Here is a 19,846-nt window from a genome sequence, read left to right on the forward strand (position 1 = left end):
TGACCATGGAGAACCACATGGACATCCGCCCTATTCACACCGAAACCGATTACAAGGCTACGCTGAATGAAATTTCGGCCTTGATGGAGTTCGACCCCGATCCGGGTACCCCAAAAGGGGACCGCCTGGATATTCTGACCACCCTGGTGCAGGCCTATGAAGCCAAACACTGCCCCATTGGCGCGCCGGATCCGGTCGAAGCGATCAAATTCCGGATGGAGCAACGTGGCCTGTCGGTGAAGGATCTGGAGCCGTTCATTGGCCGGAGCAACCGTGTCTACGAAGTCCTGAACCACAAGCGCCCCTTGACACTGGGCATGATCCGTAGATTGCACCAAGGCCTGGGTATTCCGGCGGAGGTTCTGATTGCCGAGACCGTTGCGGGCTGACTTGATGGTGCTGGCGAGAGATGCACTTGTTTCGACTTCCGTTCCAATCCTAATGGCATATTGACGGTATCGCCTACGGTATCAGCGGAATGTCCAAGAAGTACGGCCGTTGATACCGTCAGATCAGGGTCATTGAACAACCTGCCGGGTAAAGATGGGTGGCGCCCGGTTCGAGCGATGGCCACGAAATCGCTGCTGATCGTCTGTCCGCTTCGCGATTCCGCGGGACAGTCCCTTTCGTGGGACGGCATGGGGCGCGCTCGGCGTGGGCAGGCGCTAAGATTACGGTATGCGCTTACTCGAACTGCCGATTTTCCGTTACCTCGCTGCGGTCTCGAAAACCACGGTGCGGCTGTGGCTGGAAGCTCAGGTCTTCATCCATGCAGCAGCCCTGGCCTTCTTTACCGTGTTTTCCGTTGCACCGGTGATGATCGTCGCGGTGACTGTCGTGGGGCTCGTGCTCGGCGAGAATGCGGCGCAGGGGCAGATCGCCGAGCAGTTGCAGGCCGCGATTGGTGCCGAGGCTGCGGCCGCGGTGCAGACCGCCGTGCAGAACAGCAGAATCGAACACAGCGGCCTGCTACCGGCCGTGGCAGGTTTCGGTGCCGTACTGTTCGGCGCCACCACAGTGTTCTCGCAGATGCAGGCCGCGCTTAATGCGATCTGGGGGGTCGCTCCGCGCCCCACCCGCAGCAGCGTCTTCATCTACCTGAAGTCGCGTGTGCTTTCGCTCGCCGTGGTCATCGGCATCGGCTTCGTGCTGCTCGTGTCGCTGATGCTGAGCGTGTTCGTGCGTGCCCTGGTGGCCTTTGCGCAGGATTGGCTGCCGGTGCCCGCCGGGCTCATCCTGGGGCTGGACTGGGCGGTGTCCCTACTGGTCGTTACCTTGCTGTTCGCCACCATATTCCGTCTGCTCCCGGACGTCGAGCTGGGCTGGCGCGATGTGCTGCTCGGTGGTTTCGTGACGGCGCTGCTGTTCGTCTCGGGCAGGGCGCTGATCGCAATATACCTGTCCACCACGGCCACGGCCTCGACCTATGGTGCGGCGGGTTCGCTTGTCCTGCTGCTGTTGTGGGTGAATTATTCGTCGCTGATCCTGCTGTTCGGTGCGGCATTCACCCGGGCGCACGTCGAAGCCTGCGGGCGCACGGTGAGGCCGCGCGCTGCGGCCGTATGCGTGCATCGGCAACTGCTCGAAGAGCAGGCCTGAACGCAAGCTTCAGTTGCGCATCAGATGCAGCTTGAAGTGGTGGTGCATGAAACGCTGGAAGTGGCCGACCCCCTGCAGCGCGAGACGGAGTTCGCCCTGTTCCATGGCGTTGAGCTGGTCGAGCGCGACATAGTTGTTCGGTGCCGCTCCGGCGCGCAAGGCGGCTACCTGCCCCTGCAGGCGCTTTAGCACGAGGAAGTCGAAGGCAGCGCGCAGGTCGGCCATCTGGTCCGCCATGAGCACGCCCTTCTCGACCAGGGCCTCCATGCGGTCGTGCGTGCTGCCATCCAGGCAGCGGGACTCCATCGCCAGCGCCTTGATGCCGTCGGTGATCGCGAAGATGCCCGCCTTCTTCACGTCGACCATGCCGCGATAGGGTCCCGATTTTTCGGTGCGGATGCGTCCGAACCAGCCCAGCGGTGGCGCGAATCGGGTCATGTTCTGCACCATCCGCACCAGGAATACGGGCTCCTGGCTCATGTAGTGCAGCGCATGGTCGCGCAGCGTGTCAGCGAGTTCTCGTCGCCCGTATAGTGGACGCAGGTCCATGAACATGCTGCCGGTCATGACGTTCTCGGGCGAGGGGGTGGACAGCCAGCGCGTGAGCTCCATCTTCCACGCCGAGGCGCTGCGCCGCCACGGGGGATTCTTCGCCATGATGCCGCCGGGGCAGGCCGGTATCCCGATGGAGATGAGCGCGTCGATCAGGTCAACGGAGAAGGCCTCGAGTTGCTGCAGCGCGCCGCCTTCGACGCTGTCTGCGTGGATGATCGCGTTGTCCTGGTCGGTGGATAGGGTCTGCTCGCCACGTCCCTCGCTGCCCATGACGACGAAGGCGAAGTCGTTGGTGAGTCCTGGGTATTTCTCCCGACGCAACAGCTCGATCAGGCGGATCAGGATCTGATCGTTCAGGTTCGCGATCAGCTTGACCATATCCCGAATCGCGATCCCGGTGCCCGACAGGTGGACGATGAGGCGCTGGACCCGCCGATGGAGGTCACGCAGGGTATCAACCGAGTCCGCCTTCTCGATGTCGACGACCAACTGGTGCGGGGAGTGTGCCTGCAGGCGCAGGATGTCCGTGACGGTGATGATGCCGGCAAGCGCGCCAGCCTGGTCTGTGACGACCAGACGGTGGATGTTGTGTCGCGAGATCCGGTAGAGCGCCTCGTAGAGCACGTCGTGTTCACTCACCGTGACGACGGGCGAGGTCATGACGTCTCCAACGGTCAGCGAGGAGGGAGACGTCCCGGTCGCAACGACCTTGTTGCGCAGGTCGCGGTCGGTGAGGATGCCCTTCGGGTGGCCGGCCTCGAGGACAACGACGCATGAAATGCCGTGCTCGCGCATGCGCGCGACGATGTCCACGAGCGCGTCGCCCTCTGCACAGCTGACGACTTTGCGCTGGCAGAACTCCCGGATCGGGCGAAAGAACTGGTTTTCCTCGGCCATGCCATCCCCTGCCCGACTGGTTGAATCACGATTCTACCCCGCGCAATCCAGGGGCAAGTCTTCATGTTGCGCATCGGGCGCGCGACCCTACCGCTTCTGCGCGCAGGGTGCGACCGGCCGTGCGTGGGGTGCGCCTGCTCAGGCCGTCGCGGTGCCGGCCTTCGCCAGCAGCAGGCCTGGATCCAGTGAAACGACTTCGCCGATCATGATCAGGGCTGGCGTCTTCATGCCGGCTTCGCGCACTGCAGCGGGCAGGCCGGCAAGTGTGCTGTGTACGCCGCACTGGCGCGCTGTGGTTGCGGCGTGAATGACGGCAGCCGGGGTTTCGCCAGGCAGGCCGTGCGCGACCATCTGCGCGCAGATCTGCTCGAGGGCGCCCAGTCCCATGTAGATGACGACCGTCTGACAGGGGCGTGCGAGGGCTTCCCAGTCCAGGTCGACGGTATCGTCCTTCAGGTGCCCGGTGGCGAACACGAGGGTCTGTGCGTGCGCCCGATGGGTGAGCGGGATTCCCGTACAGGCCGCAGCGCCAGCTGCTGCGGTGATGCCCGGCACGATCTCGCAGGCGAAGCCAGCATCGAGCACGGACTGCATTTCCTCCCCTCCGCGCCCGAAGATGAAGGGGTCGCCACCTTTGAGCCGCACCACGGTCAGGCCCTCGCGTGCGAGGGATACCAGCAACGCGTTGATTTGATCTTGAGGTAGGGCGTGGTTGCCTGCCTCCTTTCCTGCGTAGACCCTGCGCGCGCCTGGCGGAATCAGAGCGATGACTTCGTCGCCCACCAGGTGGTCATAGACCACCGCCTGCGCCGAACTGATCAGCCGTAGCGCTTTGACCGTGAGCAACTCGGGGTCGCCGGGACCCGCGCCTACAAGAAAGACCTTGCCCGTTCCCTGTCGGTTGCGCATGGCGTCATCACTCTCGACCCCGTCTCCTCTGCCGCGTTCCGGAAGCGAATATCTGCTGGCGGATCGGTTGCGCGAGAGGCGTGCGCCCGGTTTCGGTGTGTCCGATGCGTGACTGGCTGCGTACATGTTCATTGCTCCGGGCTGTAGCGGGGATAAGTGTCTGATAACGGTCGACGGTGTTGATTTGCATGCTGCAAGGCAATCTCCGCGGGGGAGAACGGGCTGTGCGCAGGGCCGTGATCCTGCTTCGGAAACCGCCGCATGGCGCCGTTTGCGTGTGATGAACTTTATCCCTAGCGATCGTGGGGAAAATTAATTCACATCAAGGATGGGCAGTAGCGGGAAAAACCATACTGCGCCTGCACTGTTTGTTTTACTTCCCGTGTCGAGTAAGGAGAGGGCTATGCAAAAGAAGGGGTTTTTCGGTACGGCGCTTGCCATGGCGGTATTGCCGCTGGCCATGAGCAGCGCATGGGCGCAGGAAGCGCCGAAGCTGACCGCTGAGGAGATGGAGCAGGGCAAGCTGATCTATTTCGAGCGCTGTGCAGGCTGCCACGGCGTGCTGCGCAAGGGCGCAACCGGCAAGAACCTTGAGCCGCACTGGACCAAGACGCTCGAGGACGGCACCAAGATGGAAGGCGGTACCCTCAAGCTGGGCACCGACCGTCTAGAAAAGATCATCGCCTACGGCACCGAAGGCGGGATGGTCAACTACGACGACATCCTGACCGACGCAGAAATCAACCTGATGGCGCGTTACATACAGGTCGAGCCGCCGATTCCGCCCGAGTTCTCGCTCAAGGACATGAAGGACAGCTGGAAGCTGCTCGTTCCGGTTGACAAGCGTCCGACCAAGCAGATGAACAAGGTCAACCTGAAGAACGTGTTTGCGATCACCCTGCGCGATGCGGGCAAGCTCGCGCTCGTCGATGGCGACACCCACAAGATCTGGAAGATCCTCGACACCGGTTACGCGGTGCACATCTCCCGCCTGTCGGCTTCGGGGCGCTATGTCTACACCGTCGGTCGTGACGGCCTGACCACCATCATCGACATGTGGTTCGAAGAGCCGACCACGGTTGCGACCGTGCGTCTGGGTTCGGATGCCCGTTCGGTCGATACCTCGAAGTTCAAGGGCTATGAGGACAAGTACCTGATCGGTGGCACCTACTGGCCGCCCCAGTACTCGATCATGGACGGTGAGACGCTCGAGCCGATCAAGGTCGTCTCGACCCGCGGCCAGACGGTGGATGGCGAGTACCACCCGGAGCCGCGTGTGGCCTCCATCGTGGCCTCGCTCCAGAAGCCTGAGTGGGTGGTGAACGTCAAGGAAACCGGCATGATCCTGCTGGTGGACTACAGCGACATCAAGAACCTGAAGACCACCACCATCGAATCGGCCAAGTTCCTGCATGACGGCGGTTGGGATGCCTCGGGCCGCTACTTCATGGTTGCCGCGAACGCGTCCAACAAGGTTGCAGCGGTCGACACCAAGACCGGCAAGCTCGCCGCTCTGGTCGATACCGCCAAGATCCCGCACCCGGGCCGTGGTGCCAACTTCGTCCATCCGGAGTTTGGTCCCGTGTGGTCGACTGGTCACCTGGGTGACGATGTCGTGTCGCTGATCTCCACGGCTTCCGACGATCCCAAGTTCGCCAAGCACAAGGATCACAACTGGAAGGTCGTTCAGGAGCTGAAGATGCCGGGTGCCGGCAACCTGTTCGTGAAGACCCATCCGAAGTCCAAGAACTTCTGGGCTGACGCGCCGATGAACCCCGAGCGTGAGATTGCCGAAGCTGTCTTCGTGTTCGACAAGGCCGACCTGAAGAAGGAGCCGGTGCGTCTCGACGTCGCCAAGGATTCGGGTCTGCCCGAAAGCAAGGCGATCCGTCGTGCCGTGCAGCCTGAGTACAACGAGGCAGGCGACGAAGTCTGGATCTCGCTGTGGGGCGGCAAGACCGACCAGTCGGCCATCGTGATCTACGACGACAAGACGCTCAAGGTGAAGAAGGTCATCACCGACCCGGCCGTTGTTACGCCGACCGGCAAGTTCAACGTGTGGAACACGATGCACGACGTCTATTGATCGGCTGAAGCGATCATAGTGTGAACCTCCCCCGCGCTTCGGTGCGGGGGACTCGAGGGGAGTTTTATGTCTGACCGAAACGACGACAACCTCAAACAAGAAGATTCGGGCGGCCTGCTGGCACGCCTGCGCCGTCCTTCGAGGAAATCGCTGGGCGGGCTGTTGTCCGTGGGTTTCATCGTGGGTGTGCTGTTCTGGGGCGGTTTCAATACCGCGATGGAAGCCACCAATACCGAGAAATTCTGTATCTCCTGTCACGAGATGTACGACAACGTGTATCAGGAGTACAAGGAAACGATTCATTACACCAATCGCACGGGGGTGCGCGCGGTGTGTTCCGATTGTCATGTGCCGAAGGACTGGACGCACAAGATGATCCGCAAGATCCAGGCATCGCGGGAAGTCTGGGGCAAGATCACCGGAACCATCGATACCCGGGAGAAGTTCGAGGCCAAGCGGCTGGAGCTTGCTCGCCGCGAGTGGAAGCGCATGAAGGCGAGCGATTCGCGTGAATGCCGGAACTGCCACAGCCTCGAGAGCATGAACACCGAGTCGCAGAAGCAGCGCGCACGCAAGCAGCACGAGATGGCGATCGAAGACAACATGACCTGCATTGATTGCCACAAGGGCATTGCCCACCACAAGCCGGAAGGCATGACCGAGGAAGACGAGGAGTAAGATCCCTCGTGCATTACAGGCCAACCCAAGCAACGTGAGGAAATGACGATGAAAAAAACCATGATCGCTGGCGCCATGGGCGCGCTCTTCGCCCTCGGTGCGGGGAATGCGCTTGCCGCCGCGCCCGACTGGAGCAAGGTCGAAGCCGCCAATATCACCATCTTCTATCCCGGCGCTTCGCCGATGGAATGGATCATGAAGGGCACCGAGCATGGTGGTGCCCGGGCGCTCAAGAAAGGCGAGACCTGTGCCGATTGCCACAGCGAAGAGACCGCCGACATGGGGCCGCGCATGGCCACCGGTCAGAAGATCGAGCCCACGCCGATTGCCGGCAAGGCCGCGTTCATCCCGGTGAAGGTGCAGGCTGCGCATGATGGCGAGAACCTCTACATGCGCTTCAGCTGGAAGCAGCCGGCTGCTTCCGGTGCGCCGGCGCCCGCCAAGGATGACGCCAATCCGGTCAAGATCGCGTTCATGCTTGAGTCCGGTGGCAAGGTTGAGATGGCCGACCAGTCGGGTTGCTGGGCGACCTGCCATACCGATTCGCGGACTATGCCGGGCGCGGCTGAAACCAAGACGAAGTATGTCAAGGGTGGCTCGCTGGCGGATGGCAAGTTCTTTGACCTCTACCAGTGGCGTAGCGGCGAGAACAAGGCCTACAACGGCTACATTGCCGAGGAGCGCGTCATGGAAGGCGGCGACGCGCTGGTCAGCGCCGAAGGCAAGCAGGAAGGTGGCGAGTGGTCGGTGGTCTTCACCCGCAAGCTGGCCGGTGGCCAGGGTGACGTGAGTCTCGAGTCCGGCAAGAGCTACAACTTTGGCTTCGCCATTCACGACGATAGCTCGGCAGGGCGTTTCCACCACGTTTCGCTCGGCTACAAGCTGGGTCTTGATGCCGAAGGCGACGTGAAGGCTGCCAAGCAGTAAGGCCTTGCGCGATATTGGGCCGCCCGTTCGCGGCGGCCTTGGATGAGCGGGAGTCGGGGGTGTAGCCCCTTGCTCCCGCTTTGCCATTTCAGAGACAGGTAGAGGAGGACGACCGATGAGAGCAAGCATGCGACGGAGGGCTGGAATGCAATTTGGCAAACTGCTTTGCGCGAGCGCGCTGGCGTGCCTGCAGGGCGTGGCGATGGCGGCCGAACATGAGGTGCGCATCTCCGATTACCGCTTCGAGCCAACAGAGTTGCGGGTGCGGGTGGGGGACACGGTCACGTGGATCAACGAGGAGAAGCGGACCAGTCATTCGGTGCTCTTCATCGCGCGGGGAGAGGAGTCGGAGCGTTTCTTCCCCGGTGAGCGGTGGTCGCGCGCCTTTCCTGAGACGGGACGGTTCGAGTACCGCTGTGGTCCGCATCCCGAGATGCTCGGTGTGGTGATTGTCGAGGACTGAATCCGGTCCTGCCCGGCGGGCGCGTTACGCCCATTCGGAGCTTCGTCGCGCGGGCTTTCAACCACGCAGGCAAGAGGGTTGATTCGAGTCAAGGTTTCACCGGCTTCCAGGCGCCATCCTAGGCTCCGATTCAATCGCACAATGCTGGAAAACGCATGAAACTTCCGCCCCTTGCCGCTCATGTAGCCGTCCTCATCGGGGCTGCGCTCGTTTCCGCGCTGGCTTCCGCTGCGGACGCGCTGCAGCCGCCCGCACCCGCGCCCGAGCGCGCCCGCGAGCTCGTGCACATCGTGCGTCAGGACTGCGGCTCCTGCCATGGGCTCACATTCAAGGGCGGGCTGGGTCCCGCCCTGACCCCTGAGGCGCTCGCTGACAAGCCTGCCGAGGGATTGGTCGCCACCATCGTGGGCGGCCGCCCGGGCACACCGATGCCGCCTTTCCACACCATCCTCAGCGAGGCGGAGGCAGAGTGGATCGTGGATCAGCTGATGCGCGGCTTCCCGCCCGACAAGGGGCTACCGCCCGCCGCCGATGCCCGCTGAGCGCATCCGCCCCATCGAGCTTTTCCTTGCCGGGGGTGTTCCCCTGGCCTGCAAACCGGAGATTCCATGTCAGTCAAGAAAGTCCGTCTCGCGCCCCCTGTCGTTTGGGGCTTGGTGCTGTCCGGAATGGTCATGCTGCTCTCAGCCTGTTCCACAACGCCGCCCGCCGCGCTGCGTGGGACCGGCGACCTCGGCGTCGTCATCGAGCGCGCGGACGGCAATCTCAAGGTAATCGAGACCACGGGGCGGAGCGTGCTCGCCACGGTGGGCGGGCTGGGCGACCTGTCGCATGCCTCGGTAGTGTTCTCCCGCGATGGCCGCTACGCCTTCGTCTTCGGTCGTGACGGCGGGCTCACCAAGGTGGATCTGCTCGAGGCGAAGATCGTCGGGCGGGTGGTGCAGGCGGGCAATGCGATCGGCGGATCGATCTCGCACGACGGCTCGATGGTGGTGGTGCAGAACTACGAGCCGGGCGGCATCAAGGCCTTCGACGCGAACACGCTGGAATTGCTCGCCGACGTGCCGGCAAGCATCGAAGATGGCTCGCGCTCCAAGGTCGTCGGCTTGGCCGACCTTTCGGGCAAGCGCTTCATCTATTCGCTGTTCGAGGCGGGTGAGATCCGCATCACCGACTTCAGCGATCCGAGGAACCCGGTCACGCAGCGCTTCGAAGGTGGCAAGCAGCCGTATGATGCACTCGTCAGCCCTAACGGTCGCCACTACATCGCAGGCCTGTTCGGCGAGGATGGCCTGGCTATGCTCGATCTGTGGAACCTGGACAAGGGCAGCCGCAAGATCCTCTCCGGCTACGGCCGCGGCGAGCAACCGCTGCCGGTGTTCAAGATGCCCCACCTGCGCGGCTGGTCGATCGCCGGCGGACGTGCATACCTGCCCGCCATTGGTCGTCATGAGGTGCTCGTGGTCGATACCGGCACCTGGCAGGAGGTCGGTCGCATCCCGGTGAAGAGCCAGCCGGTGTTCGCCATGGCGCGCCCCGACGGTCGCGAGATCTGGGTCAACTTTGCCTTCCCGGACAACGGCTGGGTGCAGGTCATCGATACCGTGAGCGGCAAGGTGACGGACACCCTCCAGCCCGGGCGCGGCATCCTGCACATGGAGTTCCTGTCCAAGGGACATGAGGTGTGGATGTCGGCGCGCGACGACAACAAGGTCGTGATTTACGACACCGCTACGAAGGAACAGATTGGCAGCTTCGACTCGGCCAGCCCCAGTGGCATCTTCTTCACTACGCGCGCAGCGCGCACCGGGTTCTGATGCCGCGCCAGGTCGCCATCCCGGATGCCGTCGACGCGATCGACTTCCGCCTCCTCAACGAATGGCAGCGCGACTTCCCGCTGGAGGCGCGGCCTTTTGCGCGCATCGCACAGGCAGTGGGCTGCAGTGAGGACGAGGTTGTCGGCGCCTACACGCGGCTGAAAAGCCAGGGGCTGGTGAGCCGGGTTGGTGCGGTGTTTGCGCCGCGGCGCCTGGGGGCGAGCGCCCTGGCAGCACTGGCTGCGCCGCCCGATCGACTCGAAGCCGTCGCGGCGCGGGTCAGCCGCGAGCCGGCGATCAACCACAATTATCAGCGCGAGCACGTGTTTAACCTCTGGTTCGTCGTGACCGCGGCCTCTGAGGTCCAGTTGCGCGAGGTGGTTGCCGGTATCGAGTGCGATACCGGCTGTGCAGTGATCGTGCTCCCGCTGGAGGAGGAGTTCCACATCGATCTGGGCTTCGACCTGCGGGAGAACGGCCAGCGTAGCGCGCACGCGCCGCTCCGCCGAGCCAGCGCGGTGCGGCGCGGCGAGCCGATCGCCTTGCCGGACCAGGGCGATGCTGCGTGCCTGAGCGCGGACGAGCGGCGGCTGGTCGCTGCGCTGCAAGGCGGGCTTGCGCTCGAAACCGAACCCTTTGCGCGTCTGGGCCTGGAGGCTGGACTGGATCAGGCCGAGGTCATCGCGACGGTTGCGCGCTGGGTGGAGACCGGCCTGATCCGGCGATTCGGCGTGGTCGTCCGCCACCACGAACTCGGACTGGGCGCCAACGCGATGTGCGTGTGGGACATCCCCGACGGCGAGGTTTCGGCGCTCGGGCGCCAGCTCGCGCGTGAACCTGCCGTCACCCTGTGCTACCGCAGGACGCGGGTGGCCCCGCAGTGGCCTTACAACCTGTTCTGCATGATCCATGGCAGCGAGCGGGACGAGGTGCTTGCCGCCCGTGACGAGCTCGCCGGCCGACTGGGACTGGACCGTTTTCCACATGCCGTGCTGTTCAGCTGCCGCCGCTTCAAGCAAACCGGCGCCCGCTATCTGGGCGCGAAGGACCTGATCGATGCCTGATCTTTCCACCAACTCGCATACTCCGGCAGGGCGCCGCGGGGTGGCGGCCCGCCGCGAGCCGGACGACACCGACCGCCGCATCATCAATGCGTTGCAGGGTGAGTTCCCGCTCTCGGAGACCCCTTTCGCCGAGGTCGCCCGCACACTGGGTCTTGGGGAAGAGGAGGTCATCGCGCGGCTGCGCAGCTTGCTCGAAGATCGCGTACTCACCCGCTTCGGCCCGATGTTCCAGATCGAGCGCATGGGCGGCGCCTTTTGCCTCGCAGCGATCGCCGTGCCCGAGGCGCTTTGGGAGCGCACGGTCGAGGCGGTCAATGCCTTTCCTGAAGTTGCACACAACTATCGCCGCGAGCATGCGCTCAACATGTGGTTCGTGCTTGCCACTGAAACGCCGGAAGGCATTGTCGATTGCGCCCGCCGTATCGAGGCGGCCACCGGGCTGCTGGTGCATCGGTTTCCGAAGGAGCGCGAGTACTTTGTCGAGATGAGGCTGGAGGCATGAGCATGACCGGATCTGCTGCCGCACTGGCCGAGTTTGCCGAACTCGACCGACGCATCGTGCTGGCCACTCAGGGCGGCCTGCCGCTGGTGCCGCGGCCTTATGCGGCGGTTGCTGAAACGCTCGGCGTGGGGGAGCCGCTGGTGCGTGCGCGCATGGCCGCGATGCTAGAGGACGGGCGCATTCGCCGAATCGGCGCCGTGCCCAACCATTACGCCATCGGCTACACGGCAAACGGGATGAGCGTATGGGAGATCGATGACGCGGCGATCGATGCCGTGGGCGAGCGGGTCGGGGGGCTTTCCTTTGTCACGCATTGCTACCGTCGGCCGCGCCATCTGCCCGACTGGCCCTACAACCTTTTCGCCATGGTCCATGCAGGCAGTCGCGAGGCGGCGCTCGAGCGGGTGCAGGAGATCGCCGCCCTGATCGAACATGAATTCCCCGCGGCTTGTCGTCAGCACGACGTGCTGTTCTCCGCTGGGATCCTCAAAAAGACGGGGCTGCGCATCGGCGGCTGAGGGCGCACCACGTCTTGCCCGCTTCGGGGCCCTTGACACGGGTCATTTACAGCATGGGGGTACTCGGGTGAAATGGGCGCCATTCAGGAGGGCCTCATGTTCCGTATCTCCCAATTCATCCGCGAGCTCGATCATCCCACGCCGGCCGGCCCCCGCCGCAATCCACCCGGGCCGGTGGTGATCTGGAACCTGATCCGGCGCTGCAACCTTACCTGCGAGCACTGCTACTCGATCTCGGCCGACAAGGATTTCCCCGGCGAGCTGAACACGCAGGAAGTTTTCAAGGTCATGGACGACCTGAAGGCCGCGCGCGTGCCGGTGCTGATCCTGTCGGGCGGCGAGCCCCTGCTGCGCTCCGACATCTTCGACATCGCCCGCCGCGCCAAGGGCATGGGCTTCTACGTGGGCCTGTCGTCCAATGGCACGCTGATCGACGACGCCAACATCGATGCGATCGACGGGATCGGCTTCGACTACGTGGGCGTGAGCCTGGATGGCATCGGCGCCACGCACGACCACTTCCGCCGCAAGCAGGGTGCCTTCGAGGCCTCGATGCATGGCATCCGCCTGTGCCGCGATCGGGGCATCAAGGTCGGCGTGCGCTACACCATGACCGAGGGCAATGCGCACGACCTGCCCGCGCTGCTGAAGCTGGTCGAGGACGAGGGCATCGACAAGTTCTACTTCTCGCACCTGAACTACGCTGGCCGCGGTAACAAGAACCGTGCCGGCGACGCCCAGCACCGGACCACACGCGAGGCCATGGAACTGCTCTTCGAGACCTGTCTCGATCTGCACCAGCGTGGTATCGAGAAGGACTTCGTCACGGGCAACAACGACGCTGACGGCCCCTTCCTGCTGCATTGGGTGCAGCAGCGCTTCCCGGACAAGGCCGCACACATCGAGGCCAGGCTGCGCCAGTGGGGCGGTAACGCGAGCGGGGTGAATGTCTCGAACATCGACAACCTCGGCATTGTGCACCCTGACACCATGTGGTGGCATGTGCCGCTGGGCAACGTGCGCGAGCGGGCCTTCGGCGACATCTGGAACGACCTCTCCAATCCGCTGCTCGCCGGGCTCAAGCAGCATCCGCGCAAGCTCGAAGGGCGCTGCGGGGCGTGCAGGTATCTCGACATCTGCAACGGCAGCTCTCGGGTGCGTGCCGAACAGGTCACCGGCAATCCGTGGGCGGAGGATCCCGCCTGCTATCTGTATGACGAAGAAATTGGCGTGAGCGCAGCGGACTATGGCGCCGAGCGTGTGGTCACCACGCCCTGGAAACGCATCAACAAGGTGTCGGCATGATAATCCGCACCGCGCTGACCACCGTGCTCGCAGCCCTTGCGGCTGCGCTATCGACGGGTACGCTTGCCTCGCCAGCCGCGGGCCCGGCGGCAACACCAGGACAGGCTGCGGCGATTCCCCTGCAGAACGTGATTGCGCTCTATGCCCAGCATTGCGCGGAGTGCCATGCACCCAACCGCCTTGGCGCCATGGGTCCGGCCCTGCTGCCCGACAACCTTGCGCGCCTGCGCAAGGCCGAGGCGGTGAAGATCATCACGAAGGGGCGCACCGCCACGCAGATGCCTGCCTTCGGCGAGGTGCTCAGCGCCGGCGAGATCGCCGCCATCACCGAGTGGATCTACACGCCGGTCGAACCCGCGCCGCGCTGGACCGACGAGGATGTCCGCGCCTCGCGCATTGTGCATGTCGACCCGGCCACGCTCTCCGACAAGCCGGTGTTTGACGCCGATCCGCTCAACCTCTTCCTGGTGGTGGAGGCGGGCGATCATCACGTCAGCGTGCTCGACGGCGACAAGCTCGAGCCGATCCATCGCTTCCAGTCCCGTTTCGCGCTGCATGGCGGGCCCAAGTTTGCCGCCGAGGGGCGCTACGTCTTCTTCGCTTCGCGCGACGGCTGGATCACCAAGTTCGACATGTGGAACCTCAAGGTGGTGGCTGAGGTGCGCGCCGGCATCAACACGCGCAACGTGGCCGTATCGCCCGATGGTACGCACGTGGCGGTTGCAAACTACCTGCCGCACACCCTGGTGCTGCTCGACGGCGACCTGAACCTGATCAAGACCCTCGAGGCCAAGGACCAGGATGGCAGGCAGACCTCGCGCGTGTCGGCCGTCTACGATGCGACACCGCGCCAATCCTTCATTGCCGCGCTGAAGGACGTGCCCGAGGTCTGGGAGATCAGCTACACGAAGGCGGTGGAGGATATTCCCACCGGTTTCATCCATGATTACAAGCAGCGCGAGGGCAGCTTCATCCCCGGTTACCTGAACCCGCGCCGCACGGTGCTTGCCGAGGTGCTGGACGATTTCTTCTTCACCCAGGATTACTCCGAGCTGATGGGCGCCTCGCGCGAGGGTGTGGGCCAGGTGGTAAACCTCGATGTGCGCAAGAAGATCGCCAACCTGCCGCTGGATGGCATGCCGCACCTGGGCTCGGGCATCACCTGGGAATGGACCGACCCCGCCGCCGGGCCGGATGCGAAGCCGCGCACCGTGATGGCGAGTACCAACCTCAAGGCTGGCGAGGTCACGGTGATCGACATGAAGACCTGGGAGGTGGTCAAACGCATCCAGACGCGTGGCCCGGGCTTCTTCCTGCGCAGCCACGGCAACAGCCGCTACGCCTTCGTGGACTCGATGATGAGCCCCGAGGCCAAGCACATCCTGCAGATCATCGACAAGCAAACACTCGAGGTGGTCAAGGAGATCACCGGCGAGCCGGGCAAGACACTGGCGCACGTCGAGTTCACCCGCGACGGGCGCTACGCGCTCGCCAGTCTCTGGGAGGACGAAGGTGCGGTGATCGTGCTCGACGCGCAGACCCTCGAAGAGCGCAAGCGTTTGCCGATGCGCAAGCCCGTGGGCAAGTACAACGTTTGGAACAAGATCACGCGCGAAGAGGGCACCAGCCACTGAACGCAACGCTCCGCCGCCGGGGTCCCTAAACAAGGGTGGACCCGGCGGTGGTTTATCCTCCCCGGCACTTCCTCAAGCAAGACAGAGATCTAGACATGGCGCTGATTCGCCTCGACGAACCGACAAGCAAACGCATCCCCCCCGAAACCTTCTCGCTCTGGGCGCTCGGTTTCCGGCCCTTCTATCTGCTCGCTGCCCTATTCGCAGCCATCGCCGTGCCGGTGTGGGCGGTGGGTTACGCGGGGGGCATCGATCTGCCCATGCCCGGCATCTGGTGGCATGCGCACGAGATGATCTTCGGCTTTGCCGCGGCGGTCATTATCGGCTTCCTGTACACCGCGGCGGGGAACTGGACCGGACTGAAGACGCCCGTGGGCAAGCCACTCGCGGCGCTGGCTGCGGTCTGGCTGGCTGGCCGGCTCGCCATGGCCTTTGGCTCCGGCGCCTGGGTAGCGGTCGTCGATCTCGCCTTCCTGCCGGTCGCGGCAGGCATGTTGTTGCGCGTGCTGATCAAGGGCAAGAGCACGCGCAACTACTTCGTTGGGGCCGTGCCCGCGGCGCTGTCGCTGGCCAACCTGTTCTTCCACCTGGCGGTGCTCGGCGTGATCGAGGCGGATCCGCTGATGGCGATGCATTTTGCCCTCGGTCTGGTGGTGGTGCTCGAAACCATCGTGGGCGGACGGGTGATCCCGATGTTCACCTTCAATGGCCTGCGCGGCGTCCGTCAGTGGCGGAACAAGCAACTCGACTGGGCTGCGGCGATCGCCACGGGCATCGCCCTCCTGCTGTGGGCGCTTGACGCCGGTGCATGGGCGGGCGTGGTTTCCCTGCTGGCAGCCGTGCTGCAGGCGATCCGGCTGGGAGGCTGGAACCCGTGGGCAACCCGTGGTACGCCGATCCTGTGGGTGCTGCACCTGGCGTATCTGTGGATTCCGCTCGGTCTCGCGCTGGTTGGTCTCACGCAGTTCGGTGTGCTGCCGCGCTCGGCAGGGATTCACGCGCTGGCAATCGGTGCGACCGGCGGTCTCATCATCGGCATGATCACCCGCACCGCGCTCGGGCACACAGGCCGCATGCTGATCGCGGGCCGGATCGAAACGGCAGCGTATGCGCTCGTGCTCCTTGCGGCGCTGGTGCGGGTGCTGACGGTGGGCTTCATCCCGGCAGCACAGATCGGTGGCGTGCATGCAGCCGCTACCCTGTGGTCGCTCGGCTTCCTGCTTTATCTGTGGCGCTATACGCCCTTCCTCATGCGGGCGCGGGCAGACGGCAAGGAGGGCTGAGCCGCCGCATCAGGTACGCAACAGGCTGGACAGCACACCGGGGTCGGGAACCGGAAGGGACTCGAAGCCCGGTCGTGCGAACAGGTATCCCTGTTGAAGCAATATGCCCATGTCAGCGAGGCAACGCGCCTCGCCGAGGGTTTCCACGCCCTCGCCGATCAGGCTGCAGGGAAACTCTTCGGCCAGGTTGACCAGATGGCGCACGATCAGTTGACGGCGAGGGTCCTGGTCGATGTTGCGAATCAGGTTCATGTCGAGCTTCAGCGAGTCGGGCTGGAAGTGCGTGAGCAGGTTGAGACCGGCATACCCTGCACCGAAGTCGTCGATTGCAGTCGCAAAGCCGATCGCACGATATTCCTCCACGATGCGGCGTAGATGCCCATCGTTGCGCACCTCTTCGACTTCAGTGATCTCGAACTGCAGCCGGTTGAGGGGAAAACCCACGCGGTTTGCTGCCTCGATGGTGGCGCGTATGCAGGCCTTGGGCTCGTACACCGCGTTCGGCAGGAAGTTGATGCTCAGTCGCGTCGACAGGCCCAGCTTCTGTGCGAGCTCGATGGCACGAATCCGGCATTGCTGATCGAACGGGTATCGGTTCTCGTCGGTCACCTGAGAGAGTACAGTCGCTGCACCCTGGCCACCGGGGCCGCGCACGAGTGCCTCCCAGCCCCATGTTTCGCCCTTGCCCAAGTCGACAATGGGCTGAAAGGCCATGCTGAAGTCGAAGGCCAGGGGCGGCAGATCGCGGCAACGGCTGCAGCCTGGTGTATCGACAGTGGCGTGAAGGGGGTGCAGGGGGTGTTCCGTACCGGTCATGTGTTCAGCCGTGGTGTGATGTGATCGCGCCTCGCACCTTATGGCGCGGGGCTTCGAGGATCAAGGGCGTAGGTCACGCTTGCGCCACGCCCGTGCGGCTTCAGTTCAGGCTCTTGCGCAGGCGGCCGATGTCCGGAATGTGGATGGTGCGGCCCTCGACCTGGATGAGCCTCGCGTTGGACAACTCGTTGAGGATGCGTGAGAAGTGTTCCTGCGTTAGGTTCAGCCGCGAGGCGATTGTGCCCTTGCTGGTGGGAAGCCGGATGGAAACCTGGCCCTCGGCGACGTGATCGCCGTCGCGTTCTTCCTCGCGCAGCAGGTAGCCGATCACCCGCTCGCGGCCGGAGCGCAGCGAGTAACTCTCGACGTCGGCCATCAGGTGATGAAGGCGCTGCGCCAGGCCGGCGATGATCTTGCGGCAGAAGCTTGGGTCGACCGCCATCTCGTCGAAGAACACCTGCTTGCCGATGTGGAGGAGGGTGGAGTCGGTCAGGGCCTGTGCCATCACCACGTAGGGCTTGTCGGTAAACATCACCGCCTCGCCGAAGCTGCGTCCCGCATAAAGGATGTCCACCACCTTCTCGTTGCCATCGGCCGAGGTGAAGGCCAGCTTGATCTGGCCGCTGAGAATCAGGTGGAAGCCGTTGCAGGGGTCGCCGCGGTGAAAGAGGATCTCGCCCTTGGGCGCTTTTACCTCGCGCACGCCACGGGCAAAGCGTGCGATGTCGCTGCAGGACAGCCCGTTGAACAGCGAGGCCTGCGAAAGCAGGCGGCACAGGCGGTCCAGTTCGTCCGCAGGCGGCGTGCCGTACTGCGCTGGCTGCAGCCCGTCGCGGCACAGGTCGTCACATCTGGGCATGGCTTTAGCGTGTGAGCTGGGCATAGAACATGGGGAGGCGCGCGGGCAGTTCGTCCGGCTGGCGGATGACCGCGAAGCCTGCGGGGCCGAAAAGGTGGGGCAGGTAGCTCGCGCCTTCGCGGTCGATGGTGACGCAGAAGGGCACGATGCCGCGATTGCGGGCCTCGACGACGGCCACGCGGGTGTCCTCGATGCCGTAACGACCGTCGTAGAGATCAAGGTCGTTGGGCTTGCCGTCGGACAGGATCAGGAGGATGCGCCGCGCCGCGCTCTGTTTCTCGAGCACGTTGGTGGCGTGGCGGATCGCTGCGCCAAGACGGGTGTAGTAGCCGGGCTTGATCGCCATGATGCGGCCGCGTGCCTGGTCGTCGAAGCGTTGATCGAAATCCTTCAGGCGATGAAAGCGCACGTTGCTGCGTTTGACCGAGGAGAAGCCGCACAGCGCGAAGCGGTCGCCGGTGGCGAGCAGCGCTTCACCGAACAGCAGCAGCGAGTCGCGGATGACATCGATCACGCGGGCATGCGAAGAGATCCAGGTGTCGGTGGATAGCGAGAGGTCAGCGAGCGCAAGGCAGGCGAGGTCGCGCTCGCGCTTCTCGAGCGACAGATAGAGCTGGTCGGACGGGTGATGGCCCGTGGCGCGGTCCGTGGTTGCGCGCACGAGCGCGTCGACGTCGAGTTCGCTGCCGTCGGCCTGAGCCTTGAGCCAGCGGCGTGCGGGGGTGAGCGCAGCAAACTGACGGTGCAGTCGGCGTGCGGTGCGACGAAGATGGTCGGGGAGCTTGCAGGGCGCGGCGCGTGGGTCGTGCACCGAGGCGGTGAACTCGGTCAGGCGCACGTGATCCTCCCGCAGCAGGTCCTTGCGGTAGTCCCACTCCGGGAGCGGAATTCCGTCGCCCAGCACCACGTCGTCTTCCGCCGCGGACGGCAGGTCGAGGTCGAAGCGGATCTTCGAGGCCACGCGCTCGCCATCGCGGGTGATCGATAGCTGATCGAGGTTCGCCGCGGCTTCGGCTGCATTGTCGTCGGGGTCGTCGTCGGTGCTGCGCTTGACCTTGATGAACTCCGCGACCGAAAGCAGGCTCTCGACGCGGAAGGGGATGATCATGCCATGCTTTTCGGGCGCGTTGTCCTGGCGTTCGACGCGGTGTGCCTGCTCGCTGGCATCGCGGCCCGGCTTGCTGTTGCCGGCCTCGCCGCCTTCCGGGCCGTTCGCGCTGCCGGTGAGTCCCCCGGCGCCCGCTCCGTGGTAGTCACTCAGCCACAGCAACACCGGCTGGGTTTCCCGGGCCTTGGCGGGCAGCTTGGGGAGTGCGGCGATGCTGCCGGGCGCGTGCAGCGCCTGGCGTAGCAGGTTCTCGCGTTCGGCTTCGGGGGCGGGCAACTTGGCGACTTGGGGGCGTTGCGCGATCACGGCCTCCACCAGACGGCGGTAGCGTGTCTCGATGCCCGGCCAGCGGCGCAGTGCGCGCAGCGTCGCACGCTGGTTCTCGCGCAGTTCACGCGTGGCGGCTTCGTCAAAATCGCCCGCGGGCAGGGGCGCAAGCGCGGCGTCCGCTGCGGCATCGGTGATGGCGTTCCCACCGCCGTGGGCGGCCGCCAGGGCCGCCAGCCAGAGATAGAGATCACGATTGAGGCTGCGTTCGGGAAGCGCGTCCAGTTCCGGGGGCAGGCGCAGGGTGCTGATGTCCATGCGACCGCGCGGAATGCGCTCGTCGGCGCCGGCGATGCGCTGCAGCAGGCTGCGGCGGGCGCCGTGCGTATCGGACGTGGCTGCGGCCACGCGCAGGCCGGGGTCGCCACCCAGCGCACGGAAGAACACCCCGGCCACTTTCTCCATTTCCTTGAGCTTGACCGCTGCCTTGGGAAAGTGCCCGCCGGCCGCACGGGTGATCAGTCGGTGCCAGAGCAGGCCTACGTGTTCTTCCATCTGT

19 protein-coding genes are annotated in these 19,846 nt (G+C 64.4%); 14 read left to right on the top strand and 5 right to left on the bottom strand.

Features of this window, described 5'->3' with window-relative positions:
* Positions 1 to 17 precede the first annotated feature (17 nt).
* Entirely contained in the window at positions 18 to 389 is a 372-nt protein-coding gene (locus ACUH78_RS02295; protein WP_418364835.1) for a helix-turn-helix domain-containing protein, read from the top strand.
* A 289-nt stretch (positions 390 to 678) separates the two neighbouring features.
* The gene (locus ACUH78_RS02300; protein ID WP_418364834.1) at positions 679 to 1,599 is read left to right on the top strand and encodes a YihY/virulence factor BrkB family protein; all 921 of its coding nucleotides are present in this window, start codon (positions 679 to 681) and stop codon (positions 1,597 to 1,599) included.
* Positions 1,600 to 1,608: 9 nt separating this feature from the next.
* On the opposite strand, the gene ACUH78_RS02305 is transcribed toward ACUH78_RS02300, so the two are convergent.
* Both ACUH78_RS02305 and cobA read right to left on the bottom strand, forming a co-directional pair.
* Positions 1,609 to 3,051: a putative nucleotidyltransferase substrate binding domain-containing protein gene (locus ACUH78_RS02305; protein ID WP_418364833.1), complete on the bottom strand. Its 1,443-nt coding sequence runs from the start codon at positions 3,049 to 3,051 to the stop codon at positions 1,609 to 1,611.
* A 138-nt stretch (positions 3,052 to 3,189) separates the two neighbouring features.
* Positions 3,190 to 3,960, bottom strand: a complete 771-nt coding sequence (gene cobA, locus ACUH78_RS02310) for a uroporphyrinogen-III C-methyltransferase (protein ID WP_435750138.1) — start codon at positions 3,958 to 3,960, stop codon at positions 3,190 to 3,192.
* A 403-nt stretch (positions 3,961 to 4,363) separates the two neighbouring features.
* Here cobA and ACUH78_RS02315 point away from each other — a divergent pair, with 403 nt between their 5' ends.
* The 12 genes from ACUH78_RS02315 to ACUH78_RS02370 all read left to right on the top strand — a co-directional run bounded on the left by ACUH78_RS02315 (position 4,364) and on the right by ACUH78_RS02370 (position 16,237).
* Entirely contained in the window at positions 4,364 to 6,046 is a 1,683-nt protein-coding gene (locus ACUH78_RS02315; RefSeq protein WP_418364831.1) for a cytochrome D1 domain-containing protein, read from the top strand.
* Between the two features lie 66 nt (positions 6,047 to 6,112).
* Positions 6,113 to 6,724 carry a NapC/NirT family cytochrome c gene (locus tag ACUH78_RS02320; RefSeq protein WP_418364830.1) on the top strand — a complete coding sequence of 204 codons (612 nt, stop codon included), beginning with the start codon at positions 6,113 to 6,115 and terminating at the stop codon, positions 6,722 to 6,724.
* Between the two features lie 48 nt (positions 6,725 to 6,772).
* Positions 6,773 to 7,651 carry an ethylbenzene dehydrogenase-related protein gene (locus ACUH78_RS02325; RefSeq protein WP_418364829.1) on the top strand — a complete coding sequence of 293 codons (879 nt, stop codon included), beginning with the start codon at positions 6,773 to 6,775 and terminating at the stop codon, positions 7,649 to 7,651.
* 145 nt (positions 7,652 to 7,796) lie between these two features.
* Entirely contained in the window at positions 7,797 to 8,114 is a 318-nt protein-coding gene (locus tag ACUH78_RS02330; protein ID WP_418364828.1) for a cupredoxin domain-containing protein, read from the top strand.
* 155 nt (positions 8,115 to 8,269) lie between these two features.
* Positions 8,270 to 8,656, top strand: coding sequence for a c-type cytochrome (locus tag ACUH78_RS02335; RefSeq protein WP_418364827.1), 387 nt, complete (start codon positions 8,270 to 8,272; stop codon positions 8,654 to 8,656).
* 66 nt (positions 8,657 to 8,722) lie between these two features.
* On the top strand, positions 8,723 to 9,931 hold the full coding sequence (locus ACUH78_RS02340) for a cytochrome D1 domain-containing protein (RefSeq protein WP_418364826.1): 1,209 nt from the start codon (positions 8,723 to 8,725) through the stop codon (positions 9,929 to 9,931).
* Positions 9,931 to 10,995: a siroheme decarboxylase subunit beta gene (ahbB, locus tag ACUH78_RS02345; RefSeq protein ID WP_445332692.1), complete on the top strand. Its 1,065-nt coding sequence runs from the start codon at positions 9,931 to 9,933 to the stop codon at positions 10,993 to 10,995. The genes ACUH78_RS02340 and ahbB (ACUH78_RS02345) overlap by 1 nt, the downstream gene beginning before the upstream one ends.
* Positions 10,988 to 11,497: an Lrp/AsnC family transcriptional regulator gene (locus ACUH78_RS02350; protein ID WP_445332691.1), complete on the top strand. Its 510-nt coding sequence runs from the start codon at positions 10,988 to 10,990 to the stop codon at positions 11,495 to 11,497. The genes ahbB (ACUH78_RS02345) and ACUH78_RS02350 overlap by 8 nt, the downstream gene beginning before the upstream one ends.
* A gap of 2 nt (positions 11,498 to 11,499) precedes the next feature.
* Positions 11,500 to 12,015 (top strand): siroheme decarboxylase subunit beta, encoded by a 516-nt coding sequence (ahbB, locus tag ACUH78_RS02355; protein ID WP_418364823.1) that lies wholly within the window; start codon positions 11,500 to 11,502, stop codon positions 12,013 to 12,015.
* A 96-nt stretch (positions 12,016 to 12,111) separates the two neighbouring features.
* The gene (gene nirJ, locus ACUH78_RS02360; RefSeq protein WP_418364822.1) at positions 12,112 to 13,320 is read left to right on the top strand and encodes a heme d1 biosynthesis radical SAM protein NirJ; all 1,209 of its coding nucleotides are present in this window, start codon (positions 12,112 to 12,114) and stop codon (positions 13,318 to 13,320) included.
* Positions 13,317 to 14,954: a cytochrome D1 domain-containing protein gene (locus ACUH78_RS02365; protein WP_435750141.1), complete on the top strand. Its 1,638-nt coding sequence runs from the start codon at positions 13,317 to 13,319 to the stop codon at positions 14,952 to 14,954. Before nirJ ends, ACUH78_RS02365 begins: the two co-directional genes overlap by 4 nt.
* 95 nt (positions 14,955 to 15,049) lie before the next feature.
* Complete coding sequence (locus ACUH78_RS02370; protein ID WP_445332690.1) at positions 15,050 to 16,237, top strand: NnrS family protein; 1,188 nt, start codon at positions 15,050 to 15,052, stop codon at positions 16,235 to 16,237.
* Positions 16,238 to 16,246: 9 nt separating this feature from the next.
* On the opposite strand, the gene ACUH78_RS02375 is transcribed toward ACUH78_RS02370, so the two are convergent.
* From ACUH78_RS02375 to ACUH78_RS02385, 3 genes are all read right to left on the bottom strand, one after another.
* Positions 16,247 to 17,053, bottom strand: coding sequence for an EAL domain-containing protein (locus ACUH78_RS02375; RefSeq protein ID WP_510497547.1), 807 nt, complete (start codon positions 17,051 to 17,053; stop codon positions 16,247 to 16,249).
* A gap of 100 nt (positions 17,054 to 17,153) precedes the next feature.
* Positions 17,154 to 17,912 carry a Crp/Fnr family transcriptional regulator gene (locus ACUH78_RS02380; RefSeq protein ID WP_418364818.1) on the bottom strand — a complete coding sequence of 253 codons (759 nt, stop codon included), beginning with the start codon at positions 17,910 to 17,912 and terminating at the stop codon, positions 17,154 to 17,156.
* 4 nt (positions 17,913 to 17,916) lie between these two features.
* Positions 17,917 to 19,842 carry a nitric oxide reductase activation protein NorD gene (locus tag ACUH78_RS02385; protein WP_445332688.1) on the bottom strand — a complete coding sequence of 642 codons (1,926 nt, stop codon included), beginning with the start codon at positions 19,840 to 19,842 and terminating at the stop codon, positions 17,917 to 17,919.
* Between the last annotated feature and the right edge of the window lie 4 nt (positions 19,843 to 19,846).

It is taken from the genome of Thauera sp. ZXT1-4 (genome assembly GCF_052598215.2).

What these genes read in the sequence shown, in the direction of transcription:
- ACUH78_RS02295 (WP_418364835.1), top strand. Translation starts at nt 18, where the DNA reads ATGGACATCCGCCCTATTCACACCGAAACCGATTACAAGGCTACGCTG.
- ACUH78_RS02300 (WP_418364834.1), top strand. Translation starts at nt 679, where the DNA reads ATGCGCTTACTCGAACTGCCGATTTTCCGTTACCTCGCTGCGGTCTCG.
- ACUH78_RS02305 (WP_418364833.1), bottom strand. Translation starts at nt 3,051, where the DNA reads ATGGCCGAGGAAAACCAGTTCTTTCGCCCGATCCGGGAGTTCTGCCAG.
- cobA (WP_435750138.1), bottom strand. Translation starts at nt 3,960, where the DNA reads ATGCGCAACCGACAGGGAACGGGCAAGGTCTTTCTTGTAGGCGCGGGT.
- ACUH78_RS02315 (WP_418364831.1), top strand. Translation starts at nt 4,364, where the DNA reads ATGCAAAAGAAGGGGTTTTTCGGTACGGCGCTTGCCATGGCGGTATTG.
- ACUH78_RS02320 (WP_418364830.1), top strand. Translation starts at nt 6,113, where the DNA reads ATGTCTGACCGAAACGACGACAACCTCAAACAAGAAGATTCGGGCGGC.
- ACUH78_RS02325 (WP_418364829.1), top strand. Translation starts at nt 6,773, where the DNA reads ATGAAAAAAACCATGATCGCTGGCGCCATGGGCGCGCTCTTCGCCCTC.
- ACUH78_RS02330 (WP_418364828.1), top strand. Translation starts at nt 7,797, where the DNA reads ATGCAATTTGGCAAACTGCTTTGCGCGAGCGCGCTGGCGTGCCTGCAG.
- ACUH78_RS02335 (WP_418364827.1), top strand. Translation starts at nt 8,270, where the DNA reads ATGAAACTTCCGCCCCTTGCCGCTCATGTAGCCGTCCTCATCGGGGCT.
- ACUH78_RS02340 (WP_418364826.1), top strand. Translation starts at nt 8,723, where the DNA reads ATGTCAGTCAAGAAAGTCCGTCTCGCGCCCCCTGTCGTTTGGGGCTTG.
- ahbB (WP_445332692.1), top strand. Translation starts at nt 9,931, where the DNA reads ATGCCGCGCCAGGTCGCCATCCCGGATGCCGTCGACGCGATCGACTTC.
- ACUH78_RS02350 (WP_445332691.1), top strand. Translation starts at nt 10,988, where the DNA reads ATGCCTGATCTTTCCACCAACTCGCATACTCCGGCAGGGCGCCGCGGG.
- ahbB (WP_418364823.1), top strand. Translation starts at nt 11,500, where the DNA reads ATGACCGGATCTGCTGCCGCACTGGCCGAGTTTGCCGAACTCGACCGA.
- nirJ (WP_418364822.1), top strand. Translation starts at nt 12,112, where the DNA reads ATGTTCCGTATCTCCCAATTCATCCGCGAGCTCGATCATCCCACGCCG.
- ACUH78_RS02365 (WP_435750141.1), top strand. Translation starts at nt 13,317, where the DNA reads ATGATAATCCGCACCGCGCTGACCACCGTGCTCGCAGCCCTTGCGGCT.
- ACUH78_RS02370 (WP_445332690.1), top strand. Translation starts at nt 15,050, where the DNA reads ATGGCGCTGATTCGCCTCGACGAACCGACAAGCAAACGCATCCCCCCC.
- ACUH78_RS02375 (WP_510497547.1), bottom strand. Translation starts at nt 17,053, where the DNA reads ATGACCGGTACGGAACACCCCCTGCACCCCCTTCACGCCACTGTCGAT.
- ACUH78_RS02380 (WP_418364818.1), bottom strand. Translation starts at nt 17,912, where the DNA reads ATGCCCAGATGTGACGACCTGTGCCGCGACGGGCTGCAGCCAGCGCAG.
- ACUH78_RS02385 (WP_445332688.1), bottom strand. Translation starts at nt 19,842, where the DNA reads ATGGAAGAACACGTAGGCCTGCTCTGGCACCGACTGATCACCCGTGCG.